The organism is Candidatus Tisiphia endosymbiont of Stenodema calcarata (genome assembly GCF_964030695.1).
Classification (GTDB): domain Bacteria; phylum Pseudomonadota; class Alphaproteobacteria; order Rickettsiales; family Rickettsiaceae; genus Tisiphia.
The window spans coordinates 1,217,735-1,237,567 of the sequence record NZ_OZ034911.1 but is presented as its reverse complement, the minus strand read 5'-3'; the positions used below and the strand labels follow the sequence as shown (position 1 = coordinate 1,237,567).

Annotated in this window: 22 protein-coding genes; 9 read left to right on the top strand and 13 right to left on the bottom strand. The window is 33.6% G+C overall.

The features are described 5' to 3' along the window. Positions 1-6: 6 nt before the first annotated feature. On the top strand, positions 7-759 hold the full coding sequence (locus ACQH1W_RS05870) for a hypothetical protein (RefSeq protein WP_341762629.1): 753 nt from the start codon (positions 7-9) through the stop codon (positions 757-759). Between the two features lie 5 nt (positions 760-764). On the opposite strand, the gene ACQH1W_RS05865 is transcribed toward ACQH1W_RS05870, so the two are convergent. Both ACQH1W_RS05865 and ffh read right to left on the bottom strand, forming a co-directional pair. Beyond that, a complete protein-coding gene (locus tag ACQH1W_RS05865) occupies positions 765-1,829 on the bottom strand; it encodes a hypothetical protein (protein ID WP_375332765.1) in 1,065 nt (354 codons plus the stop codon). A gap of 29 nt (positions 1,830-1,858) precedes the next feature. Continuing rightward, the gene (gene ffh / locus ACQH1W_RS05860) at positions 1,859-3,211 is read right to left on the bottom strand and encodes a signal recognition particle protein (RefSeq protein WP_375332766.1); all 1,353 of its coding nucleotides are present in this window, start codon (positions 3,209-3,211) and stop codon (positions 1,859-1,861) included. Positions 3,212-3,448: 237 nt separating this feature from the next. Here ffh and ACQH1W_RS05855 point away from each other — a divergent pair, with 237 nt between their 5' ends. Together ACQH1W_RS05855 and ACQH1W_RS05850 are read left to right on the top strand one after the other, a co-directional pair. Further along, the gene (locus ACQH1W_RS05855) at positions 3,449-4,258 is read left to right on the top strand and encodes a class I SAM-dependent methyltransferase (protein WP_425360995.1); all 810 of its coding nucleotides are present in this window, start codon (positions 3,449-3,451) and stop codon (positions 4,256-4,258) included. A gap of 58 nt (positions 4,259-4,316) precedes the next feature. Beyond that, positions 4,317-5,606 (top strand): MFS transporter, encoded by a 1,290-nt coding sequence (locus tag ACQH1W_RS05850; RefSeq protein ID WP_425360994.1) that lies wholly within the window; start codon positions 4,317-4,319, stop codon positions 5,604-5,606. Here ACQH1W_RS05850 and ACQH1W_RS05845 read toward each other — a convergent pair. From ACQH1W_RS05845 to ACQH1W_RS05830, 4 genes are all read right to left on the bottom strand, one after another. Then, positions 5,524-6,273, bottom strand: a complete 750-nt coding sequence (locus tag ACQH1W_RS05845; protein ID WP_425360993.1) for an HD domain-containing protein — start codon at positions 6,271-6,273, stop codon at positions 5,524-5,526. The two genes, ACQH1W_RS05850 and ACQH1W_RS05845, sit on opposite strands and share 83 nt — an antisense overlap. Before the next feature lie 689 nt (positions 6,274-6,962). Beyond that, positions 6,963-7,796: a 3-deoxy-8-phosphooctulonate synthase gene (gene kdsA / locus ACQH1W_RS05840; protein WP_375332770.1), complete on the bottom strand. Its 834-nt coding sequence runs from the start codon at positions 7,794-7,796 to the stop codon at positions 6,963-6,965. A gap of 17 nt (positions 7,797-7,813) precedes the next feature. Continuing rightward, complete coding sequence (gene secG / locus ACQH1W_RS05835) at positions 7,814-8,119, bottom strand: preprotein translocase subunit SecG (RefSeq protein WP_341755495.1); 306 nt, start codon at positions 8,117-8,119, stop codon at positions 7,814-7,816. Further along, positions 8,116-8,856, bottom strand: a complete 741-nt coding sequence (locus tag ACQH1W_RS05830; RefSeq protein ID WP_425360992.1) for a triose-phosphate isomerase family protein — start codon at positions 8,854-8,856, stop codon at positions 8,116-8,118. The genes secG and ACQH1W_RS05830 overlap by 4 nt, the downstream gene beginning before the upstream one ends. A gap of 89 nt (positions 8,857-8,945) precedes the next feature. Here ACQH1W_RS05830 and ACQH1W_RS05825 point away from each other — a divergent pair, with 89 nt between their 5' ends. Together ACQH1W_RS05825 and ACQH1W_RS05820 are read left to right on the top strand one after the other, a co-directional pair. Beyond that, positions 8,946-10,634, top strand: coding sequence for a peptidylprolyl isomerase (locus ACQH1W_RS05825; RefSeq protein ID WP_375332771.1), 1,689 nt, complete (start codon positions 8,946-8,948; stop codon positions 10,632-10,634). Between the two features lie 390 nt (positions 10,635-11,024). Beyond that, positions 11,025-11,867, top strand: a complete 843-nt coding sequence (locus tag ACQH1W_RS05820; protein WP_375332772.1) for a hypothetical protein — start codon at positions 11,025-11,027, stop codon at positions 11,865-11,867. A 364-nt stretch (positions 11,868-12,231) separates the two neighbouring features. Here the strand turns inward: ACQH1W_RS05820 and ACQH1W_RS05815 are convergent, their stop codons facing one another. Further along, entirely contained in the window at positions 12,232-12,675 is a 444-nt protein-coding gene (locus ACQH1W_RS05815; protein ID WP_375332773.1) for a hypothetical protein, read from the bottom strand. A 650-nt stretch (positions 12,676-13,325) separates the two neighbouring features. On the opposite strand from ACQH1W_RS05815, the gene ACQH1W_RS05810 reads away from it, so the two are divergent. Continuing rightward, positions 13,326-13,613, top strand: a complete 288-nt coding sequence (locus ACQH1W_RS05810; protein WP_341762618.1) for a co-chaperone GroES — start codon at positions 13,326-13,328, stop codon at positions 13,611-13,613. A 30-nt stretch (positions 13,614-13,643) separates the two neighbouring features. Further along, positions 13,644-15,287 carry a chaperonin GroEL gene (gene groL / locus ACQH1W_RS05805; RefSeq protein ID WP_425360991.1) on the top strand — a complete coding sequence of 548 codons (1,644 nt, stop codon included), beginning with the start codon at positions 13,644-13,646 and terminating at the stop codon, positions 15,285-15,287. 118 nt (positions 15,288-15,405) lie between these two features. On the opposite strand, the gene ACQH1W_RS05800 is transcribed toward groL, so the two are convergent. The 4 genes from ACQH1W_RS05800 to ACQH1W_RS05785 form a co-directional block, all read right to left on the bottom strand. Beyond that, positions 15,406-15,825, bottom strand: a complete 420-nt coding sequence (locus tag ACQH1W_RS05800; protein ID WP_341762617.1) for a type II toxin-antitoxin system VapC family toxin — start codon at positions 15,823-15,825, stop codon at positions 15,406-15,408. Continuing rightward, the gene (locus ACQH1W_RS05795; RefSeq protein ID WP_341747931.1) at positions 15,809-16,051 is read right to left on the bottom strand and encodes an AbrB/MazE/SpoVT family DNA-binding domain-containing protein; all 243 of its coding nucleotides are present in this window, start codon (positions 16,049-16,051) and stop codon (positions 15,809-15,811) included. Before ACQH1W_RS05795 ends, ACQH1W_RS05800 begins: the two co-directional genes overlap by 17 nt. A 417-nt stretch (positions 16,052-16,468) precedes the next feature. Next, positions 16,469-17,074, bottom strand: coding sequence for a carbonic anhydrase (locus ACQH1W_RS05790; RefSeq protein ID WP_425360990.1), 606 nt, complete (start codon positions 17,072-17,074; stop codon positions 16,469-16,471). Positions 17,075-17,133: 59 nt separating this feature from the next. Next, positions 17,134-17,721: a UbiX family flavin prenyltransferase gene (locus ACQH1W_RS05785; RefSeq protein ID WP_342279177.1), complete on the bottom strand. Its 588-nt coding sequence runs from the start codon at positions 17,719-17,721 to the stop codon at positions 17,134-17,136. 104 nt (positions 17,722-17,825) lie between these two features. Between ACQH1W_RS05785 and ACQH1W_RS05780 the strand changes: the two genes are divergently transcribed. Next, entirely contained in the window at positions 17,826-18,011 is a 186-nt protein-coding gene (locus ACQH1W_RS05780) for a DUF465 domain-containing protein (protein ID WP_341755487.1), read from the top strand. Beyond that, positions 17,989-18,618, top strand: coding sequence for a guanylate kinase (gmk, locus tag ACQH1W_RS05775; protein ID WP_342278233.1), 630 nt, complete (start codon positions 17,989-17,991; stop codon positions 18,616-18,618). Before ACQH1W_RS05780 ends, gmk begins: the two co-directional genes overlap by 23 nt. Before the next feature lie 220 nt (positions 18,619-18,838). On the opposite strand, the gene ACQH1W_RS05770 is transcribed toward gmk, so the two are convergent. Beyond that, positions 18,839-18,973 (bottom strand): palindromic element RPE2 domain-containing protein, encoded by a 135-nt coding sequence (locus ACQH1W_RS05770; RefSeq protein WP_375331484.1) that lies wholly within the window; start codon positions 18,971-18,973, stop codon positions 18,839-18,841. An 18-nt stretch (positions 18,974-18,991) separates the two neighbouring features. Beyond that, on the bottom strand, positions 18,992-19,657 hold the full coding sequence (locus ACQH1W_RS05765) for a bifunctional (p)ppGpp synthetase/guanosine-3',5'-bis(diphosphate) 3'-pyrophosphohydrolase (RefSeq protein ID WP_341761688.1): 666 nt from the start codon (positions 19,655-19,657) through the stop codon (positions 18,992-18,994). Positions 19,658-19,833: the final 176 nt, after the last annotated feature.

Genomic DNA, 19,833 nt, shown 5'->3' with positions numbered 1-19,833 from the left:
TAGTTAATGGTCAGAATTTTCTTTATAATTTTACTGTTTTTTTCTACATCGGCTTGTACTAAGACGACTTTTGTTAGATCTGCACCTGATTATTCGCAATCACTAACTAAGTCCAAAATTGTTTTGCTTTTACCACCAATAGTTGAAGTAAATCAAATTGATGCTTTTAACAAAAAAACGAGAGTTTATAGTTATGAGGATCGCCTTGAAGAAAATATTGTAGACACATTCATAACCAAAATGCAGGACAAAGGGTATAATATTAAACTTTTCTCTAGAACAGAAATTGGTACTAACAAACTGTCAAAATACGTCGTTGACATTAAGGATAATTTTGATGAAACTCTAAATATACTCTATGCTAGTGGAGCTTGGAAAGAGGATGCGGCATATTCTATTGATGAAAAAATTTCTTCTGCAGTTGATCTTGGTGAGAAAGCTGGAGCTGATTTATTAGTTGTAATGAATTTCTATGCGGAGAGTAAAACATCTGGTGCAGTAACTAAGGATTTTTGTACAGAGATTTTGAAGGGATGTATAACTGGTAGAGTCAATTTAGACCCATCAGAATTTTCGCGAGTTAGATTAGCTATTCTTGATGTACCAACTGGTAGGGTACTATGGACACACTCGGTAGGACTGTCTAGTGATATGATTGACACCACTATTGCTAGTTTTTCTGATAATGACAAAGTGGATAAGAAAAATCTTTCTATATTGTTTAATTCAGCACTTGCAGATCTTCCTGATGCGAAATAGGTTTGTTATACCTTCTTATATTCATCCACAGATGGCTGGTTGAATGGATCGATTTTTAGGTGATTTGCAATTAGGATAGTACTCAACATTACGTGAATAATTTGATCTACAATTATCTGTTCATCGATATGTACAAAATTCTCTAGCATCACTGGTCGTTTGACTTGACCTAATGCATTATATATATTATTAGCATGAGCAGCTAGAGCTATTTCAATATCTGAGCTTGCTTTGTTAGTAATAACTTGATAAAATTTATCATCCGGACCTTCTAAATAAAGCTGCAATTGACTGTGTTGATCAAATGTTCCTTTTGCTATTATAGGAGTTATACCAAAACCATTCTTACCAAGTGATTCAGCTATAATCTGTTGTTGCCATCTACATAGACCATCTAATTGATAACAATAATTAAACATAACTAACATATGTCTATTTAAAGAATATTGATTAAGGTAATACTCCGCTATCTCACAAATATTAAATCCATCAAGAATAATATCTGATATTTTTTTTGAAGCAGCTAGTACGACTTTATGTACATCAACTCCTGCAACTGCGGTTGGGAGCAAAGATGCATTAGAAATTACGCCAAATCTTCCACTACGAATGTTATCATGTTCTAGACAATTTGTACCAAAAGACTCTGCTAAATTACGTAATAAATTATTACTAAACGGTACTATTACATAAATATTTTGAGGGGGAACGTGTAAAACTTCTAAAACATACTTAGTTAATAAATAGGTTTCATTTGTGTTCCCAGATTTACTCAATGAGAAAAAGACGGCTTTACTTAAATCAACTAATGCCAGTTTCTCATCAATTTCCAACTGATCTAAACTATCAAGATATATTAGCCTTTTAGTAGCTACTGCCTTTATACTTAATAATGCTCTAACATTTAGAGAAGACGCACCAAAACCTATAACTACCACAATATCATATTTTAAAGCAAGCTGAGCTGCGAGATCCTTTATGGCATCTTGCTTAATCAGATCAAACCTTAGAAAATCATATTTATTAGCTTTAATCTGTAAAATAAGATCGTTATATACCTTGCTAAGCATTTAATCTCCAGTCCTGCTAATTCAGATTATCATAATTTAAATAAGTTGCCTATACCACTACGCATTAGGCTTTTGGGATTCATATTGCTTGCCTTTTTCATGAAACCACTTATTTGTTTAAATTGCTTCAATAGACTATTCACTTTTTGGACTGATGTTCCAGAGCCTTCAGCGATACGTTTTCGACGTGAGGCATTTAGCAAATCTGGGTTTTTTCGTTCTTTTTGGGTCATAGATAAAATTATTGCTTCTTGGTGGTCTATTAATTTGCCACTTAATTTCGATTGATCGACTTTATCGATAATTTTATTAATACCAGGCAACATACTCATCATACTGCTGAATCCACCTAGTTTCTTTATACTCCTCATTTGCGTTAGATAATCTTCCAAATCAAATTTACCCTTTTTAAGTCTAGCAGCCGCTCTTTCTGCCTCTTGATTGTCTATTATGCTTGCTGCTTTTTCAACGAAGGAGATGATATCTCCCATATCTAATATTCTTGAAGCTATGCGTTCTGGGTCAAATAATTCTAGAGTTGTCAATTTCTCGCCAGCGCTTAAGAACTTAATAGGTTTCTTGGTAACATGTTTAATGCTTAGAGCCGCCCCACCTTTGGCATCGCCATCAATGCAGGATAAAATTACGCCGGTAATCCCTAATTTTTGATCAAAATTGCTGGCTATAAGTACCGAATCTTGCCCAGTCATTGCATCAACCACCAAAATTATCTCTTTTGGATCTATTAAATTTTTTATATTTGATGCTTCTTTCATCATCTCATCATCGATTTGCGACCTACCTGCTGTATCATAAATAACGACATCATAGGCAGATAATTTTGACTCGTGTAAAGCTCTTTTCGTAATATCTATAGGAGTATGGTTGGGGACAATAGTTAAACAATCTACCCCTATAGATTTACCAAGGATAGTTAACTGCTCCTGAGCACTTGGTCTATAAATATCAAGAGAGACTAAAAGTACCTTTTTATTTTGATTTTTTAGCCTAAGTGCTAATTTGGCACTTGCTGTAGTTTTTCCACTACCTTGCAGACCAACCATTAAAATATTTACCGGCGGTTCAGATTTAAGCTGTAAACTACTTTCATCTAGAGACGAGGATAATATATTGATTAACTCATTATGGACAATCTTTACTATCATCTGCCCTGGGGCTACTGATTTTATGACTTCCTGCCCTGTAGCTTTTAATGTTACTTCAGCAATAAAATCTTTAACTACCGGTAGTGCAACATCTGCTTCAAGAAGGGCAATCCTAATATCACGCATAGTATCGTTTATTTGGGACTCCGATAAAGTACCACTTCTTTTGATACGATCAAAAATTTTCGTTAGATTTTGAGTTAATGTTTGAAACATAAAATGTAATAAATTACTTGAATTCACCGCATTGTAGCATATTTACTAATAATCACTAAGCATATTAGCAAAAAAAATAGTAATTAATTTGTGAAATAAAATTTTCAGATTCTATTGAGAACTAGTGATATTGTTACAACCAAGAATTTATTATTTCAATTTTCTATATTATTTTCTCTTGCTATCAATAAACCAAATCAGCAATATATTTACTAAAAAATAGATATATAAAATATAATGGGAAAAAAGAATAGCTATATTTTGGCAATTGGCAATGAAACGGATTATAGGCTTAGTATTCTGAATAAAATATATGGTAAATATACTAATATTCTATTAGACAGGTTAGAACTTCGTCCTAGTATGAAAGTAGCGATTATTGGTTGTGGATCGGGGGAGTCTATTGATGTAATATATCAGAAAATTGGACAAGATGGCAAACTATTATGCCTAGATATAAGCCAGAAACAGATAGAGCTTACTAAAAGTAAGTTAAGTAGTAAAAACATCGATATTGTTGAATACCAAGTTGCAGATATACAAGATTATCAGGGTAATGAGCAATATGATCTCGTATATTGTAGGTTTGTACTCATACATCTAACACATCCTCAAAAAGCCTTAAATAATATGTTAAGTTTATTAAAGCTAGGCGGAACTATTGCATGTGAAGAGCATGATTATAAAGCCATATTTAATTATCCATATGCTCGTTCAATAGAACAATATAAAGAATTATTACATAAAATTGAAAAAAGACTTAGTGTAGATTATTCTTATGGTATAAAGCTATTTAATACTTTGTGTAGTCTTCAATTAACAGATGTAAAATTTGATTTTCATCAACCAGTTTTTAATGGGGCTGAAGAAAAATTATTATTAAAATTATCTCTGTTAGAAGAAAAAGAACATTTTATTAAGCATAAGTTGATCGATAATTTAGAAATAGAAAAGATGCTAAAAGAAATGGATCAGATTATTCAAGATAAGACGGTTATACAAAGTGCAGGTGGGGTGTTTCAATCTTGGGGGAGAAAACTCCAATGAGTAGTATAATTTACTCCCTCATAAATATATTTCAATGAACGCAAATGCAAGGCAAATAATGTTAAAATATCAGCAAGAACAAAGAAGCTTAACTAGAGAACAAAAAGAAGCGGTAGGATTGCTGTCCATTGGCACATTTTTAGAATTTTTTGATTTTATGCTTTACGTACACATGGCTACATTCCTTAATGAGATATTTTTCCCAAAAACAGATCCTAGTACTGCCACTTTGCTCGCAGCAGCTGCTTTTTGTTCATCATATGTGCTTAGACCTATAGGAGCATTAATATTTGGATATATAGGAGACAATATAGGGCGTAAATCAACTTTCATTATAACTACTTGTATTATGGCTGCCTGTTGCTTCACTATGGCTAATCTCCCAACTTACGCTCAATGGGGTTATACTGCTTCTGTATGTATGGTTATATGTCGTGTTATGCAGGGGCTCTCTTCTATTGGGGAAATAGTTGGTGCGGAGGTTTACGTCACAGAAATGACGAAACCGCCTGCTCAATATCCCGCTGTAGCAACTATTGAAGTAATGGGGCTTTTAGGCACAACAATTGCCTTAATTGTTGCAAGTTTTGCAACTTTAGGAAATGTAAATTGGCGGATAGCTTTTTGGTTTGGAACAATAATAGCCATAATTGGAGGAACTGCTAGAAGAATTTTAATAGAAACTCCGGAATTTGCTGATGCAAAACTTCAGTTAAAAAGGGTATTTGAAAAAGCTAATATGGATATTAAAAAATTAAATAATAACCCCATTGTTAATGAAAAGGTGAATAAGAAAACAGCCTTTGCTTATTTCTTATTAGATTGCTCTTGGCCATTAAATTTCTACATTGCGTATTTTTTTTGTGGTACTATTCTAAAAAATTCTTTCTGTTTTAGTACAGAACAAGTGATTCATCAAAATTTAATGCTCTCAATAATACAAATTTTTCCTTGGTGCATGTTAGCTTGGCTAAGTTACAAAATACATCCATTAAAATTACTAAAAGTAAAGTTATTTATTTTTCCATTTTTACTGAAAAATGTCACTAACTCATTTAATATGTTATTAATTCAGAGTTTTATTGTTGTCTTTTCTCCAACTACTATACCAGCTGTTCCTATCATTCTTAAAGCCCTTCCTATCTTTAAACGTTTTACATGTAGCGGTTTAATATATGCTTTTTCTCGGGCTGGTGTCTTTATTGTTTGTTCTTTTGGATTAATTTATTTAACAACATATTTTGGCTATCCAGGATTATTATTTATTATGATCCCAGTAAGTATTGGTTATATATTTGGGCTACTTCATTTTGAGAAGTTGTCTCGGGAAACTGAAAATCATCTTTAACCATAATTTTCCATTGTTTCAATAAAGGATGTTTAATAGATAAATGTTGACAGCATAGTTCAATAATTTGTTTTGTTATTGTTGGTATTTCTAAATGTATAGCTAAAGTTACAAAATGTATTACCGTCTCTTCTATAATCTTCTTAATTTTTTCAGGAGATTTTACACCAACAGTTTCTAAATTATGAATCCGATCAAAAAGTTTAATCAGTGCTACATCATGTTTTTTTTGCTGAATTAATAAATCTAGTGTTTCTGCCGAGTTAATCTTGCCATGAGGTTTAACCCTAGTTAAGTCTTGCACTTGACTAGCCACTTGACTGCCAAAAATATAGGCAATCATCTTTTCGGTAAGTGGTGTATCTTCAATGGTGTCGTGTAGTAACGCAGTCACAATAATGTCGGTTCTAAACAATCGTGGAATTTCTAGGGCTGTGTACTGGGCAACCATATAAGCCACCTCTATTGGATGCGAGTAATATGGCTCGCCAGACTGCCTCATTTGACTACCATGATATTTTTTAGCATAGTAGATGCCTTTTTTGACTTCATACATGTCTATTGGTTGCTTTACTTTTTCATTTAGCAAAATTAATTCATTAAGCAACCTTTCAGCATATGCACAAGATTGGTATCTTGAATTATCCCAATAGTTAATATCTTCCATAAGAACCACAATATTTTAATTCTAAAGTCATTTTAAACTAAAATTTCGACTGTTTAAAGCATTTACTATTTTTTATTTTTAAAAAGATGCAATATCTTCTAATCTTGTTGTATAAATTACAGCATAGTACCATTTTTTATGCTGCTGCTGTTAAGAGGTCTTCCGAGCGTCTATTAGCGAGGAGTCGCGAAAAAGCGGCGACGCGGCAATCTAGGATACGCACAACTGTTGAAAGTTAAAAAATCGTCATCGCGAGGCGTCGATAGACGCCGTGGCGATCTCATGAAGTAAGCTCTTCTTCACAAGATTGCCACGTCGTCGCTTACAGCGACTCCTCGCTAATAGACGGTTTAGGGCTTACAAAGCTCATCGCGATGACGGTTTTTTAACTTTCAACAGTTGTGCCAGGATACGCGAAGCGTTACTCTAAAAAAACAGCTTCGCTGTTTACCTAGAGCATCTAAAGAGCCTTGCTATGACGATTATAGAAAAATGTAGGTATACTCTTCTGCTTTGAAAAATTGTTTTTTGAAAATATCATGGATTCGCATGCTCACGTACTATATGTACGCTCCGCTTGCTCACCATTCATTTTCAAATCCAATTCTTCAAATCATTTGAGTATACTATGGGTGCAGGGACACCCTAGGCTATTAAACCGATGTCTTATATCAATACTTGAGGTTAGGTTATACCTTAAATATTGCTTTAGTTAGCTCATCATAGCTCTTTAACCTAACCAATATAGGTTCTAAATCATCCAGCTTGATCATACAAGGTCCGTCACTTGGGGCATTATTTGGGTCTTGGTGAACTTCCATAAAAACACCTGCTAATCCAACGCTAACAGCTGCCCTTGCTAATATTTCAACATATTTTCTTTCGCCACCACTACTATTGCCTATGCCACCTGGTTGCTGAACTGAATGGGTCGCGTCAAAAATTACAGGGGTCTTAGTTTCTGCCATAATTGGCAAACTACGCATATCTGATACTAGTGTGTTGTAACCAAAACATGCACCCCGTTCGGTAAGCATGATATTCTTTGCACCAAACGCTTCAAGTTTAGCATACACATTCTTCATATCCCAAGGGGCAAGAAACTGACCTTTTTTAACATTAACAACCTTATTAGTCATAGCTGCAGCATGCAGTAAATCTGTTTGTCTACATAAGAAGGCAGGGATTTGGATTATATCAACAATTTCAGCAACTTTAGCACACTGATTCTCTGTATGAACGTCAGTAAGAATAGGGCAGTTAAAGGCTGTTTTTACTTTAGACAAAATTTCCAACCCTTTCTCAAGACCGCTACCCCGGATACCATTTATTGAAGTTCTATTGGCTTTATCGAATGACGATTTATAGATAAAGGGTATGTTAAGTTTAGCAGTAAGGGTCACAAGCTTGTCAGCCATAAATAATGCATGATCTAGATTTTCTATTTGACAAGGTCCAGCAATAAACACAAATGGTAGGGTATTACCAATTTTGATATTATGTAAATCAATTATTTTTTGCATAACTTAGTCCTTAAATTTTACTTGGCAATTGGCAAGCTAGACTCTTCTTGTTTATCGTCAACTTGCTCAATTTTCTTAATTATCCCAAGGTTTTTCTTAGAAGACAGATTGGCAAGAATAATAGCATTAATTATAAACAAGGTGGCAAGCACTACCGTGGTTTTAGTCAAGAAATTAGCTACAGTTCTGCCTGTTACAACACCCATATTACCACTACCACCGCTCATACCACTTAATCCATCATTGCCAGTCTTTTGCATCAGAATTACGATAATTAGCAGTATTGCTATTACAATATGAACAAAAAGTAATATATTCATCATTTTCTAAAAAACCTATAATTTAATATTTGAACTAAAATTTGATAATCAAGTGAAGATTTGCCAATCATAACCCCATCAATATTCTGTACACTTAATATTTTTTCTATATTACCTAAATTTACAGATCCACCATACACTAAGCTAACATTATTTGCAATTTGGCTTTGCTGAAGAAAATAATTGAGGACATCAAATATCTCTATTAATTCTTCTTGGTTAGGAATAATGCCTGTTCCTATAGTCCAAATCGGCTCATACGCTATTATCACATCTATCCCCTCCCCTATTGTATCATTTGGCAGGGATTCCACTAATTGTTTTAATAAAAAATTTTTATAATTATTATTTTTTCGTGTAGCTAGGTCTTCTCCGATACAAATAATAGGGCTAATCTTGGCGTTTAAGCAATTCTCTGCTTTTTGTCTGATTAATTCATTGGATTCTTGAAAGAGACTTCTACGTTCACTATGACCAACAATAGCGTAATTAATACCACTTAGTTTCAGTAGTAGGCTTGAATATTCTCCCGTATAACTTCCTTGTCCTTCAAATTGACTGACATTTTGTCCACAAAACTCTATAGATTTGAATTTATCAGATAAATAAGCAAGATAGGGAGCAGGAGGAGCTATAATAAATTTGTTGTTATGTTGCTGCTCTGTCAGCCTAGCACAAAATTTAAATGCATCATCTAAACTTATATGCATTTTCCAGTTAGCAATAATAAGTTTTTTCATAAAAATCGCTTGCAGATATTAGTGTACAGAACTATTGTAGTATACTATTTTAGTATACTACAAAAACTTGAAGAGAAAAATTTATATTTATGTTAAATAATATTAGAAACGCTGCTGATAGTTTTGTAATGCGTGTTTTACTTGGAATGATTGCCTTTGCATTTGTTGGATGGGGAATTAAAGATGTATTACAGACTACCAATAATTTTGATTTGATTACATTTTCTGATGCAAAAACTATTAGCGAAGAAGATTTTCTAAAAGCAAAAGCCGAACAAATTCGTGTTATTCAAAAACAAACTGGAACACATCTTAGTGAAGAAGATATAAAGCAGTTGAATATTGATAATTTTATTATTAAAAAACTTATCAATAATCGCATTATGAACTATTTAGTACACTATTATAATCTAGATATAACTGATGATACTGTGATTCAGTTTATTAAAGAATCTGCTAATTTTAAGAATGAGCAAGGTCTATTTGACATAGCACTCTTTAAAGGTTTTTTAAAAAATTCTTATATTAATGAGGAGGACTATGTATCTGACGTAAAAGAACATACCTTAAAGAATACTCTAATTAGTATTTTTATAGAATCATTTCAAACACCAAAAATAATGGTCAAAAATATCGTAGACTATATGGCTGAAACAAGAGAGGTCGACCTTGTACAAATTGACCTAAAAGCTCAGCCTAAAGGTGCGTTTATGACTTATGCAACTTCGGTCGAGTTAGAAGAACTATACAAGCAAAATCAAGAGTTATTTGAAATACCGGAAAAACGTAGCTTTTCTTATGTAAAAATATCAAGTGAAGTGTTAGGTAAGCAAATTCATAATAGCGATGAAGAATTATTGAAGTTTTATCAGGATAACCAAGAAGAATTTGCTAATAAAAAATTTAGCGAGGTACGAAAACAGGTTAATGAATTATTGCAACAACAAAAAATAGAAGAGCTGAAGCTACTGTTAGCAAAAAATTTAGAGGATGATGTAGCAGCTGGTTCAAGTTTAACAGAAATTGCTGGAAAATATGAATTACCAATACAAAATTTGGATTCTGTAAGCTATAAGGATTTAACTAATAATATACAAGATGAATTTCAAGATTTGGCTAAGCCTGCGAGTGGTGAGCGGACTGGGCGTAGTCAAACCGTTGTTCCTACGCGAAGTACCATCGTGCCACAACGCCAACATTTGAAAGGCGAATGGTATGTTGATCTTGGCCAAAATGCTGACAGTATTTTTGATCTTGCAGAAGGAGAATTATCATATCCAATGGAGATAACTGATCAAGGAGCTTTTATATTGGTTGAGATTAAATCTATTCAGCCAAGTAAGCTACAAGAATTCTCGGCAGTCAAGGATCAAGTATATGAACTATGGTATAAGCAATATATTAGAAAGATAAATTTAGGAAACATAGAGAGTCTTGCTAAAGAATATAAACCTGGTAAAAGTAAAAAACCTCTAGACATTACTACCAACCAAGCTGCAACTTTTTCTAGGTATGAAGTTCACAATAATCAGCAATTACCAGCAGAATTACTATCAGCAATTTTTAATGCTAACATTGATTCCAATACTCCAGTTTTTCAGTCAAAAGATAAGGCGTATTTTGCTTATGTAAAATCAAAAAGAATTGATAAGACGAAAAGGCAAGAAATTCAGAAAAAAAATGAAGTAGATATTGCAGTAGCCATAAGAAACAATGTTATTGATGAGCTGATTAGCTATGCCATTAAGAAAAATAAAATGAAACAAAAGAGTATGTGATTTATATTGTATGTTATCATTCACCTTACGTATAGCATTTAAAAATTGCAGAAAAGTACAAGAGTCTATTAGCAAGACTACGTAGTGCTAGGTGATGCACACAAAATTAGTAAGCTGTATACAGCTTTTAGTTAAACGTCATTGCGAGGAGCCACTTTGTGGCGACGCGGCAATCCAAATTACTTATTATATTTTTTGTGGATTGCTTCGTCGCCACAAAGTGGCTTCTCGCTAATAGCGCTAGGCTGTTCTTTCTATGACTTTTAAATTGCCATGGGGGTTACGCGTAAGGTGAGTTATCATGATATAAATATGACAATTTATATAACTAATTTTAACTATATTGTTACTAAATCTTGCATATTAATATAATCTTAATATGTGTTTATTATGTCAAAAGATCGTACGCTATTAGCAAGGCTTTCTACCGCAAAACAATTACTTGAGAATAAAATTGATAAGACAGAACGAGCTATAAAGTTGTTTGCTACTGATAGTACTGTTCATGAGATATTGCAGGCTGCTAATTTGGAGGAATGTTGTAATCTTGTAGAAACTACGGAAGATAGATCATCAGCTAGTCGGGAATTAAAAGCTAGTTTAAAGGGTCTGTATGGTCAACAATCTGTCTTATCAAAGTATAATACAGTTGATTGTAAAAAGTTTAAAGAACGCAGTGACCAAATATACGAAATAATTCAAGCTAGAAAGTTACTTAAATGTATTGACCAACATGATTTTAAGGAAGCACTGAAGATTGCTGGGTTGAGCTATATAATTAAGAAGGGGGCACCATGGATAAGTAGAATATGGATAACAGAAAATACTTTTTTTGAAAATTTGGATAAATATTTAGAAGTTAAACGGGAAGAATATAAAGTAATACTAGATGCACATCAAGCTGAATGTGAGCGTGAACCAAGTGCTCCAGCACTACCCCTATCAACTGTTCTTGAAGGATCAAGTAACTGTAATAATATGTATGTTACTAATAACAACCATCCAGCAGCAGATTCTACACAACCTAGTATACTACCACTTGATCAACATTCATACCTGCAACTACCTCAAAATAATATTACAACTACATCCAATACAATGTACTCTCATCTGAAACCTCGTAAACCTGTTGCCCCACCTCCTCCATATGCTGCAGTAGTGCCTGATGTTTCAAGATCAGTAGAATCTGATGAGAATAACCACCTTTTAGGTATTGCAGATCATTATAATTAAGCTCAGCTTTGTGGTTATACCACAACTGTTGAAAGTTCAACAAACGTCATTGCGATGAGCGTTGTCAGCCCTAGACCGTCATTGCGAGCGAACGTACGTGAGCGTGGCAATCCATGAAGCTTGTCATATGGATTGCTTCGTCGACCTACGGTCTCCTCGCAATGACGTTTGTTGAACTTTCGACAGTTGTGCTATGGTCTCCTCGCAATGACGTTTTATAGACGCCTTTTATAGACGTATTCGTAGGTAGCCACGTACTATATGTACGCCTAGCACCTAGACCATTTGACTCTTGCTACTATCAGGATTTTGATTCTATCGTATATCAACTCTTCATTTACGAGTAGTATATTATTCATCTGTATTAAATATTTAATAGTTCATTAGCAAATTTATAATGGTTTTTACAGTAAGTAGCAGCCACGTATAAAAAATAATCATCCTCTATATTTACTTTTTTCAAGAGTACTTTTTTATAGGATCTTTCGTAAGTAGTAACGGTAATTAGGCCGGCAGATGACAAAGTACCAAGTACAGACCAAAGTAGAGTGTTAATTGTTGTATGCCGTATATCTTCGTTAATTAGGATGATGACAGGCTTATTATTGCAGCTCATTACTCGGCGGATTAACTTACCAAAAGTACTGTGGTCATAAGGTCCTTTAGATTCGATAATTTCAACTATTGTTAATCCATCTTGTTCACTAGTAGCACTAACATCATCTCTAAGTTTTAGATCCTTAGGATGGTCATAAGCTGGATCAAGAAAGATGATTGCTTCAGAAGGTAAAGTTGTTGTATATGTCATAGCAGTATCCCCTTTATGATTAAACTTAAAGTTATCAAGTTTTAACCACCAAAGAACCTTGAGAGATTACTTTGGCGATCGGGGAGTTAGTAAACTGTATAGCATAACAGCTACGCTAGCCTTTAGGTTTAAGGTTTACACCTTAAACCCTGAACATAGCTAACATCTCCCCGACCATAACAATCGAGGATTACACCTTTATTCGGCAGATGTGTTCCGATGCTATAAGAGGTTACTACACCCCAAAGTAACTTTGCAGTTACTTCATTTTTAATTTTAAACTATACTCCTATAAAGTCAATAATAGAAAAACTTATGCGAGGATAAAAAAGGTATTACTCGATAATCAAGTTTTTTAGAATTATTAAAAAATACGTCTATTAGCGAGAAGCCGCGAAAAAGCGGCGACGCGGCAATCCAGTATACGCGAAGCGTTACTCTAAAAAAACAGCTTCGCTGTTTACCTAGATCGCCACGGCATCTAAAGATCCTTGCTATGACGGTTAAGGAAAAACTTGATTATCGAGTATTACACACAATTTGCTCACAGCGATTATTCTTAAAAATTTTTCTTTTTACCCCTTGAACTGTTATAAAATCAAGCATATATAGAATACACATTATTAAGTATTAAATCTATGGAGGTAAGAATGTCTTTTAGACCATTGCACGATAGAATTGCGGTAAAACCAATTCAACAAGAAGAAAAAACAAGTGGAGGAATTATTATTCCTGATACAGCAAAGGAAAAACCAATACAAGGTGAAGTAGTAGCTGTAGGTAAGGGAACAAAAAGTGAGAATGGTACTGTCCATCCATTAGAAATAAAAGTAGGAGATAAAGTACTTTATGGCAAATGGGCTGGCACTGAAGTAAAAGTTGATGGTTTAGATTTGGTCATTATGAAAGAAAGTGATGTCATGGGCATAATTGGTTAATAATTTATTTATTGTAAGGAGAATATATATATGGCAGCAAAATTAATAAAACACGGCTTACATGCACGTGAACAAATGCTAAAAGGTATTGATATTTTAGCTGATACCGTAAAAGTAACATTAGGTCCAAAAGGTAGAAATGTTGCAATTGAACAATCATTCGGGGCACCAAGGCTAACCAAAGACGGTGTAACTGTTGCAAAAGCCATTGAACTAAAAGACAAAGCTCAGAATTTGGGAGCTCAATTAGTGAAATCTGTGGCTAGCAAAACATCTGATGTTGCTGGTGATGGAACAACTACCGCAACTGTGCTAACTCAAGCAATAGCAAGAGAAGGCAATAAAGCCGTAGCAGCCGGTTTTAATCCTATGGATATAAAACGCGGTATAGACTCAGCGGTTAACCTAGTAGTTGAAGAAATTAGGAAAGCAAGTAAAAAGATCAGTAGCCAAGAGGAGATTGCTCAAGTTGGTACTATTTCGTCAAATGGTGATAAAGAAATTGGTGAAAAAATTGCCATGGCTATGGAAAAAGTAGGCAAAGAGGGAGTAATTACCGTCGAAGAAGCCAAGAATTTTAGTTTCGAAGTAGATGTAGTTGAAGGTATGATGTTTGATAGAGGTTATCTATCACCATATTTTGTTACTAATTCTGAAAAGATGGTAGCAGAATTGGAAAATCCTTTTATCTTACTATTTGAAAAGAAATTATCAAATTTACAACAAATGTTACCAGTACTTGAAGCGGTAATGCAATCAGGACGTCCTTTACTTATAATCGCTGAAGATGTAGAAGGAGAAGCACTGGCTACTCTAGTAGTAAATAAATTACGTGGTGGGTTAAAAGTTGCGGCAGTTAAAGCTCCTGGCTTTGGAGATAGAAAAAAACTCATGATGGAAGATATATCTATTTTAACCAATGGTCAGCTTATCAGCGAAGATCTTGGTATGAAGCTTGAGAATGTTAATATCAAAATGTTGGGTACTGCTAAAAAAGTTACCATCTCTAAAGAAAATACTGTCATAATTGATGGTGTTGGTAGTAAGGCGGATATCGCTACTCGTTGTTCACAAATTCGTAAACAAATTGATGAATCTACTTCAGAGTACGATAAAGAAAAATTACAAGAGCGTTTGGCTAAACTTGCTGGTGGTGTAGCTGTCTTAAAAGTTGGTGGTACTACCGAAGTTGAAGTAAAAGAAAGGAAAGATCGTGTCGAGGATGCCCTGCATGCTACTAGAGCTGCAGTAGAAGAAGGTGTTGTTGCAGGGGGTGGGGTCACTCTTTTCTATGCAGCAAAAGCTTTAGAATCGTTAAAAAATACTAACGAAGATCAACAGGCTGGTATTAACATAGTTAAGAAGGCATTGCAAGCTCCAGTAAAACAAATCGCAGAAAATGCTGGTGTGGAAGGAGCTATTGTAGTTGGAAAACTTAATGATAGTAAAGACAAACATTTTGGCTTCAATGCTCAAGACATGACTTATGTTGATATGATTAAGGCTGGTATTATCGATCCAACAAAAGTTGTACGTACAGCTTTGCAAGATGCAGCATCAGTTGCTTCTTTGATTATTACTACTGAAGCATTTATTATTGATGAACCAACTGATAAAGATGAACCTGCTATGCCACGTGGTGGTATGGGCGGCATGGGCGGTATGGACTTCTAACGCTCATTTCTTCATACGAATAAACCCCAATTCGGGATAAGAATTAGTTAATTCTTATCCTGAATTCGCGTACTTTGATGTCATCCCTCTGCTTTTTTGTAGGGATGACATCTTTTTATTAACGTACTAAAGTAATTTTTACCGGAAGCTTATCAGATAATTTTAACCAAATTCTATCAGTAGTATAAATTTCCATATTATAATAACCACCAGTTGCTATGCATGCTCTGTCACCTAAAGATAAACCATAATCTTTTGTTAAACTTATTAACTTACCTGCTTTGATACTTATACTTTCAGAAAATGGTATGATGTCTGGAACTATATCTGTTATGATTGTATCAATTTCATTTTCTTTTATATTAGATCTAGTTAAGACAGAAACTAATTCACTTAAATTAACTGATGATAAGGCACTACTTGCAATAACATCCTCTAATATTTTATAACCTGATTCTTGTTTTAATAAGGCAATGATTGCAGATGTATCTAATAAAAATTTCTTAGTCTTGATTAGAGATTTAGAACTTGTTTGCATCTTCGTTCCTCATCAGTTTTAGCTCTTTTTGTAAATCAATATTCTTGTATTTACTTAAAATATTTCTAGCTTTTTCTATATTAGCATGATAAGTCGAAACTATTAATTCAGAATCTTTATATTTAATGGACACTTCATCACCAGCTTTAAGATGCAGTTTTTTTCTAATTTTAGCGGGGATAGCAAGTCTCCCATTACTATCTATATAACTTTTTAATGCTGTCATAATATATACCGATAATGTTAAGATTAATATAAAGATACAACTATATACATAGTAACTAAAATTATAAAAATGGTCAATTTAATAAATACTAGATAAATACTAATTCTAATAATCCTGCTTTTTAGTCTAATTTTTTAATTTTAGATTTCTAATAAGCGAGTTTGCCAAAGATATCTATTAATAAAATTTACTTTGCTATAAGCCGGATACATGACTGTATTTGATCTTTGGTCGCGGGAATCTTTTTATACTGCTATGATTTCAAGAGTTGGGTAGACGAAGGTCAACTTCAAGAAGAGCTAGGAGTGTCAAAGTCGAGCAGCGGAGCGTACATTAGTACGTGAGCAGCGGAGATCTTTGGTCGCGGGAACGCCAATTCTTGAAGTTCACCGAGTATACCTGAGTATGCTCAAGAACCTAAGCAAGGGGTAGATATGTTTGTTGCTTATCAGAATAAGTAAAAATTTGTCCAGTTTTTATATCAAAAAACCATAAATGAATAGTTAGCTCTTTCTTGGTCACTAGTTCATTAATCCATGGAAACGTCATACAATTTTGATGTGATTGTTTAAGTGCTAATTTTGTATAATCATCAACATTATGATGTCTAAAATTAGGTGTTTTTATCAGAGAGACCCAGTTGGTTATAAAATCATTTTGCACTCTATCGTCACTATTTAATAATTCTTGAATTCCTCCACATTGGCTATGTCCTAATATAATTAAGTGTTCAACTTTCAAAAAGCATATTCCAAACTCTAAGGCAGCACTTGTGCCATGATGAGATCCATCTTTTTCGTAAGGAGGAACAATATTTGCTACATTACGTACAACAAATAAATCCCCTGGATCACATTGTAGTATTAATGCCGGATCTACTCGTGCATCACAACAAGCAACCACCATAATCTTTGGTTGTTGACCATCCCGGGATAGACTCTGCATAATAGATTTATTACCATAAGCATATTTTTTTCTAAATAGCTGATAGCCTTTTAGTATTTTTTCAAAACTTTGTTGCATATATGACCCTCAAGACGTCACTGCAATTATAGCAGATATTTTTCAAGCACTAATAGATTTTAAATTTTTGTAGGCATACCATCCCAACGTTTTATTAAATCAGTATTAATATCAAAAATATCAAGAACCCGCGAAATTGAGTAATTTATCATGTCATCCAAGGTTTTAGGTAAACTATAAAAAGCAGGTACTGGAGGTGCAATTATCCCACCATAATTCGTTACTTTTAACATATTTTCTAAATGACCTAGATGTAAAGGAGTCTCTCTTATCATCAACACCAGTTTTCTTCGTTCTTTTAGTGTAACCCCTGCTGCTCTACTGATTAAATTATTCTCAATACTGCCAGCAATTGATGCAAGAGTTCTCATGCTACATGGGGCTATTATCATGCCAAATGTCCTAAAAGCACCGCAAGCAACCCTAGCACCAATATCAGAAAGATTGTAACAGTAATCTGCTAGATATTTTACTTGTTCTATGGAATAATTCGTCTCATGTAATATGGTAAGATGAGCAGATTTTGAAATAATTAGATGACTCTCAATATTTATCTGCCTCAGAATTTCAAGTAACCTTATACCATATATTGCTCCAGAAGCTCCAGAGATTGCCACAAGCAATTTTTTTTTATTATCGCTAGTCATAGCTATATTTTTTCCTTTCAAAGTGTGTTTGCTTATATTAAAATGATGCTTGGTTTACAAAAAACCAAGCTTTTAACTGATTATGGAGTTTGCAAATGAGTCTCATGAGCCACATACAAAGTTTACAAAAAAAACATAATGATTTAGAAAGACTAATAAATACCGGATTTTTGCATTTGCAAGATAATACTAAAGTCAGGCAGTTAAAGAAACAAAAATTAATATTAAAAGATAAAATTCTATTGCTATATAAAGGTTTCACCAAGAATGCTACTATCTCTCAGAAGTAAAGGATTAGCTATTATTTTGTCTTCGCCCTCGGCTACTGGTAAATCTAGCTTAGCTAGAGCAGTTTTAAAAATTGATAGTAATCTTAGATTGTCCGTTTCTGCAACTACTAGAAGGTCAAGAACAGATGAAGTTGATGGAGTAAGTTACTATTTCAAGACCAAAGAGGAATTTAATAAATTAATTGAGCAAGATGCATTTCTTGAATATGCAAATATTTACAATAATTATTATGGAACACCTAAAAAAGTTGTAGAAGACTTACTAAGTCAAGGGTTAGATGTTTTGTTTGATATAGATTGGCAAGGTACAAAGCTAATAAAAAAAACCTTGCCAAATGTAATTACAATTTTTATTTTGCCACCGAGTCCTAGTATTTTGCAACAACGAATTAAAAATAGAGGGCAAGATAGTAAAGAATCAATAAAGTTGCGTATGAAATTGGCTACTAAAGAAGTGTATTATGCCAAACAATATGATTACGTGGTTATTAACGATGATTTTGATACCACTCTTGAAACAATATATTCTATAATCACTGCTGAGCGATCGAAAAGAATAAGACTTGATTTAGGCAAGTTTTATAATGATTGGCATGACCAACTCTGATGTTATCCCATAACTGTTGAAAGTTAAAAATCGTCATCGCGAGGCGTTGACAGACGCCGTGGCGATCTTATGAAGTAAACTCTTCTTCACAAGATTGCCACGTCGTCGCTTACAGCGACTCCTCGCTAATAGACGGTTTAGGGCTTACAAAGCTCATCGCAATGACGATTTCTTAACTTTCGACAGTTATGGACGTTATTCCAGACAGTAGAGTTTACTATTACCCACAAATATTTATAGAGTTATAGTCAATTGATGAGAAGTTGGTGACGTCGTCACTCGTCGCTCGCCTATTACATATAGGCGTCGCTCCATCGCTCCTAGCACCAAATCCTCCTGAATTGACTATAGCCAACCGCCAACCTTGGATTAATTAGACAAAATTTCTCTCTAACGGTTCTACATTATTTATTTCTTTTATAAATTGTTCTTGTATTGTTTGCAAGTTATCTTGAAAATTATCCCAAAAATTTTTAATTTCTTGTTCGTAAGCAACCAGTTCAGACATAGTCCAATTAAATTGTTCAAAAAGTTTATATAAATTATTTAGTCCGATGTGAAGAACAATTATATTAAGTAATTCTGGAGAAAATAATTTTTTTATCCTTGCTTCTTGTGCTTCTTTATATTCACCATGATTAGCGATGCCAAACTCTGCTATATCATGCATTTGACTAGTCCGTACTTGTATTTCCACATTACGTCTAGATGTACCAATAGTAGTCACAATATGCAAGGAACTATAGCCGTTATCTTTGGGATTAACAATATAGTCTTTATATTTTTCATGGTTACTAGGATATATATCATTAATAATATCCAGTACTTTATAACAGTCTTCTAGCGTATCAACTATAATTCTAAAAGCAATGAGGTCAGTTAATTGATAAAAACCAATACCTTTTCTTACCAACTTCTTTACGATAGAATAAGGGTCTTTTAATCTGCAAGATATCTTCGCTACTATAAAATTCTCTTGCAATTTAGTACTAATAATATCAGTGATATTGTGTAAATTATCAATATCCTCGTATAACATAAAATGCATACTGTTACTTTAATTATTGATTTAGATTATTATATATACTTTACTATCAAGAATTCGCAAGTATTTACGAAGGCAATTCTTCAAAAGCATCGAATATACCTGTAATATTAATAAAAACTATTACCCTGTCAAGATCAAATTATTAATTTATAAATAAGAAAGAGCTT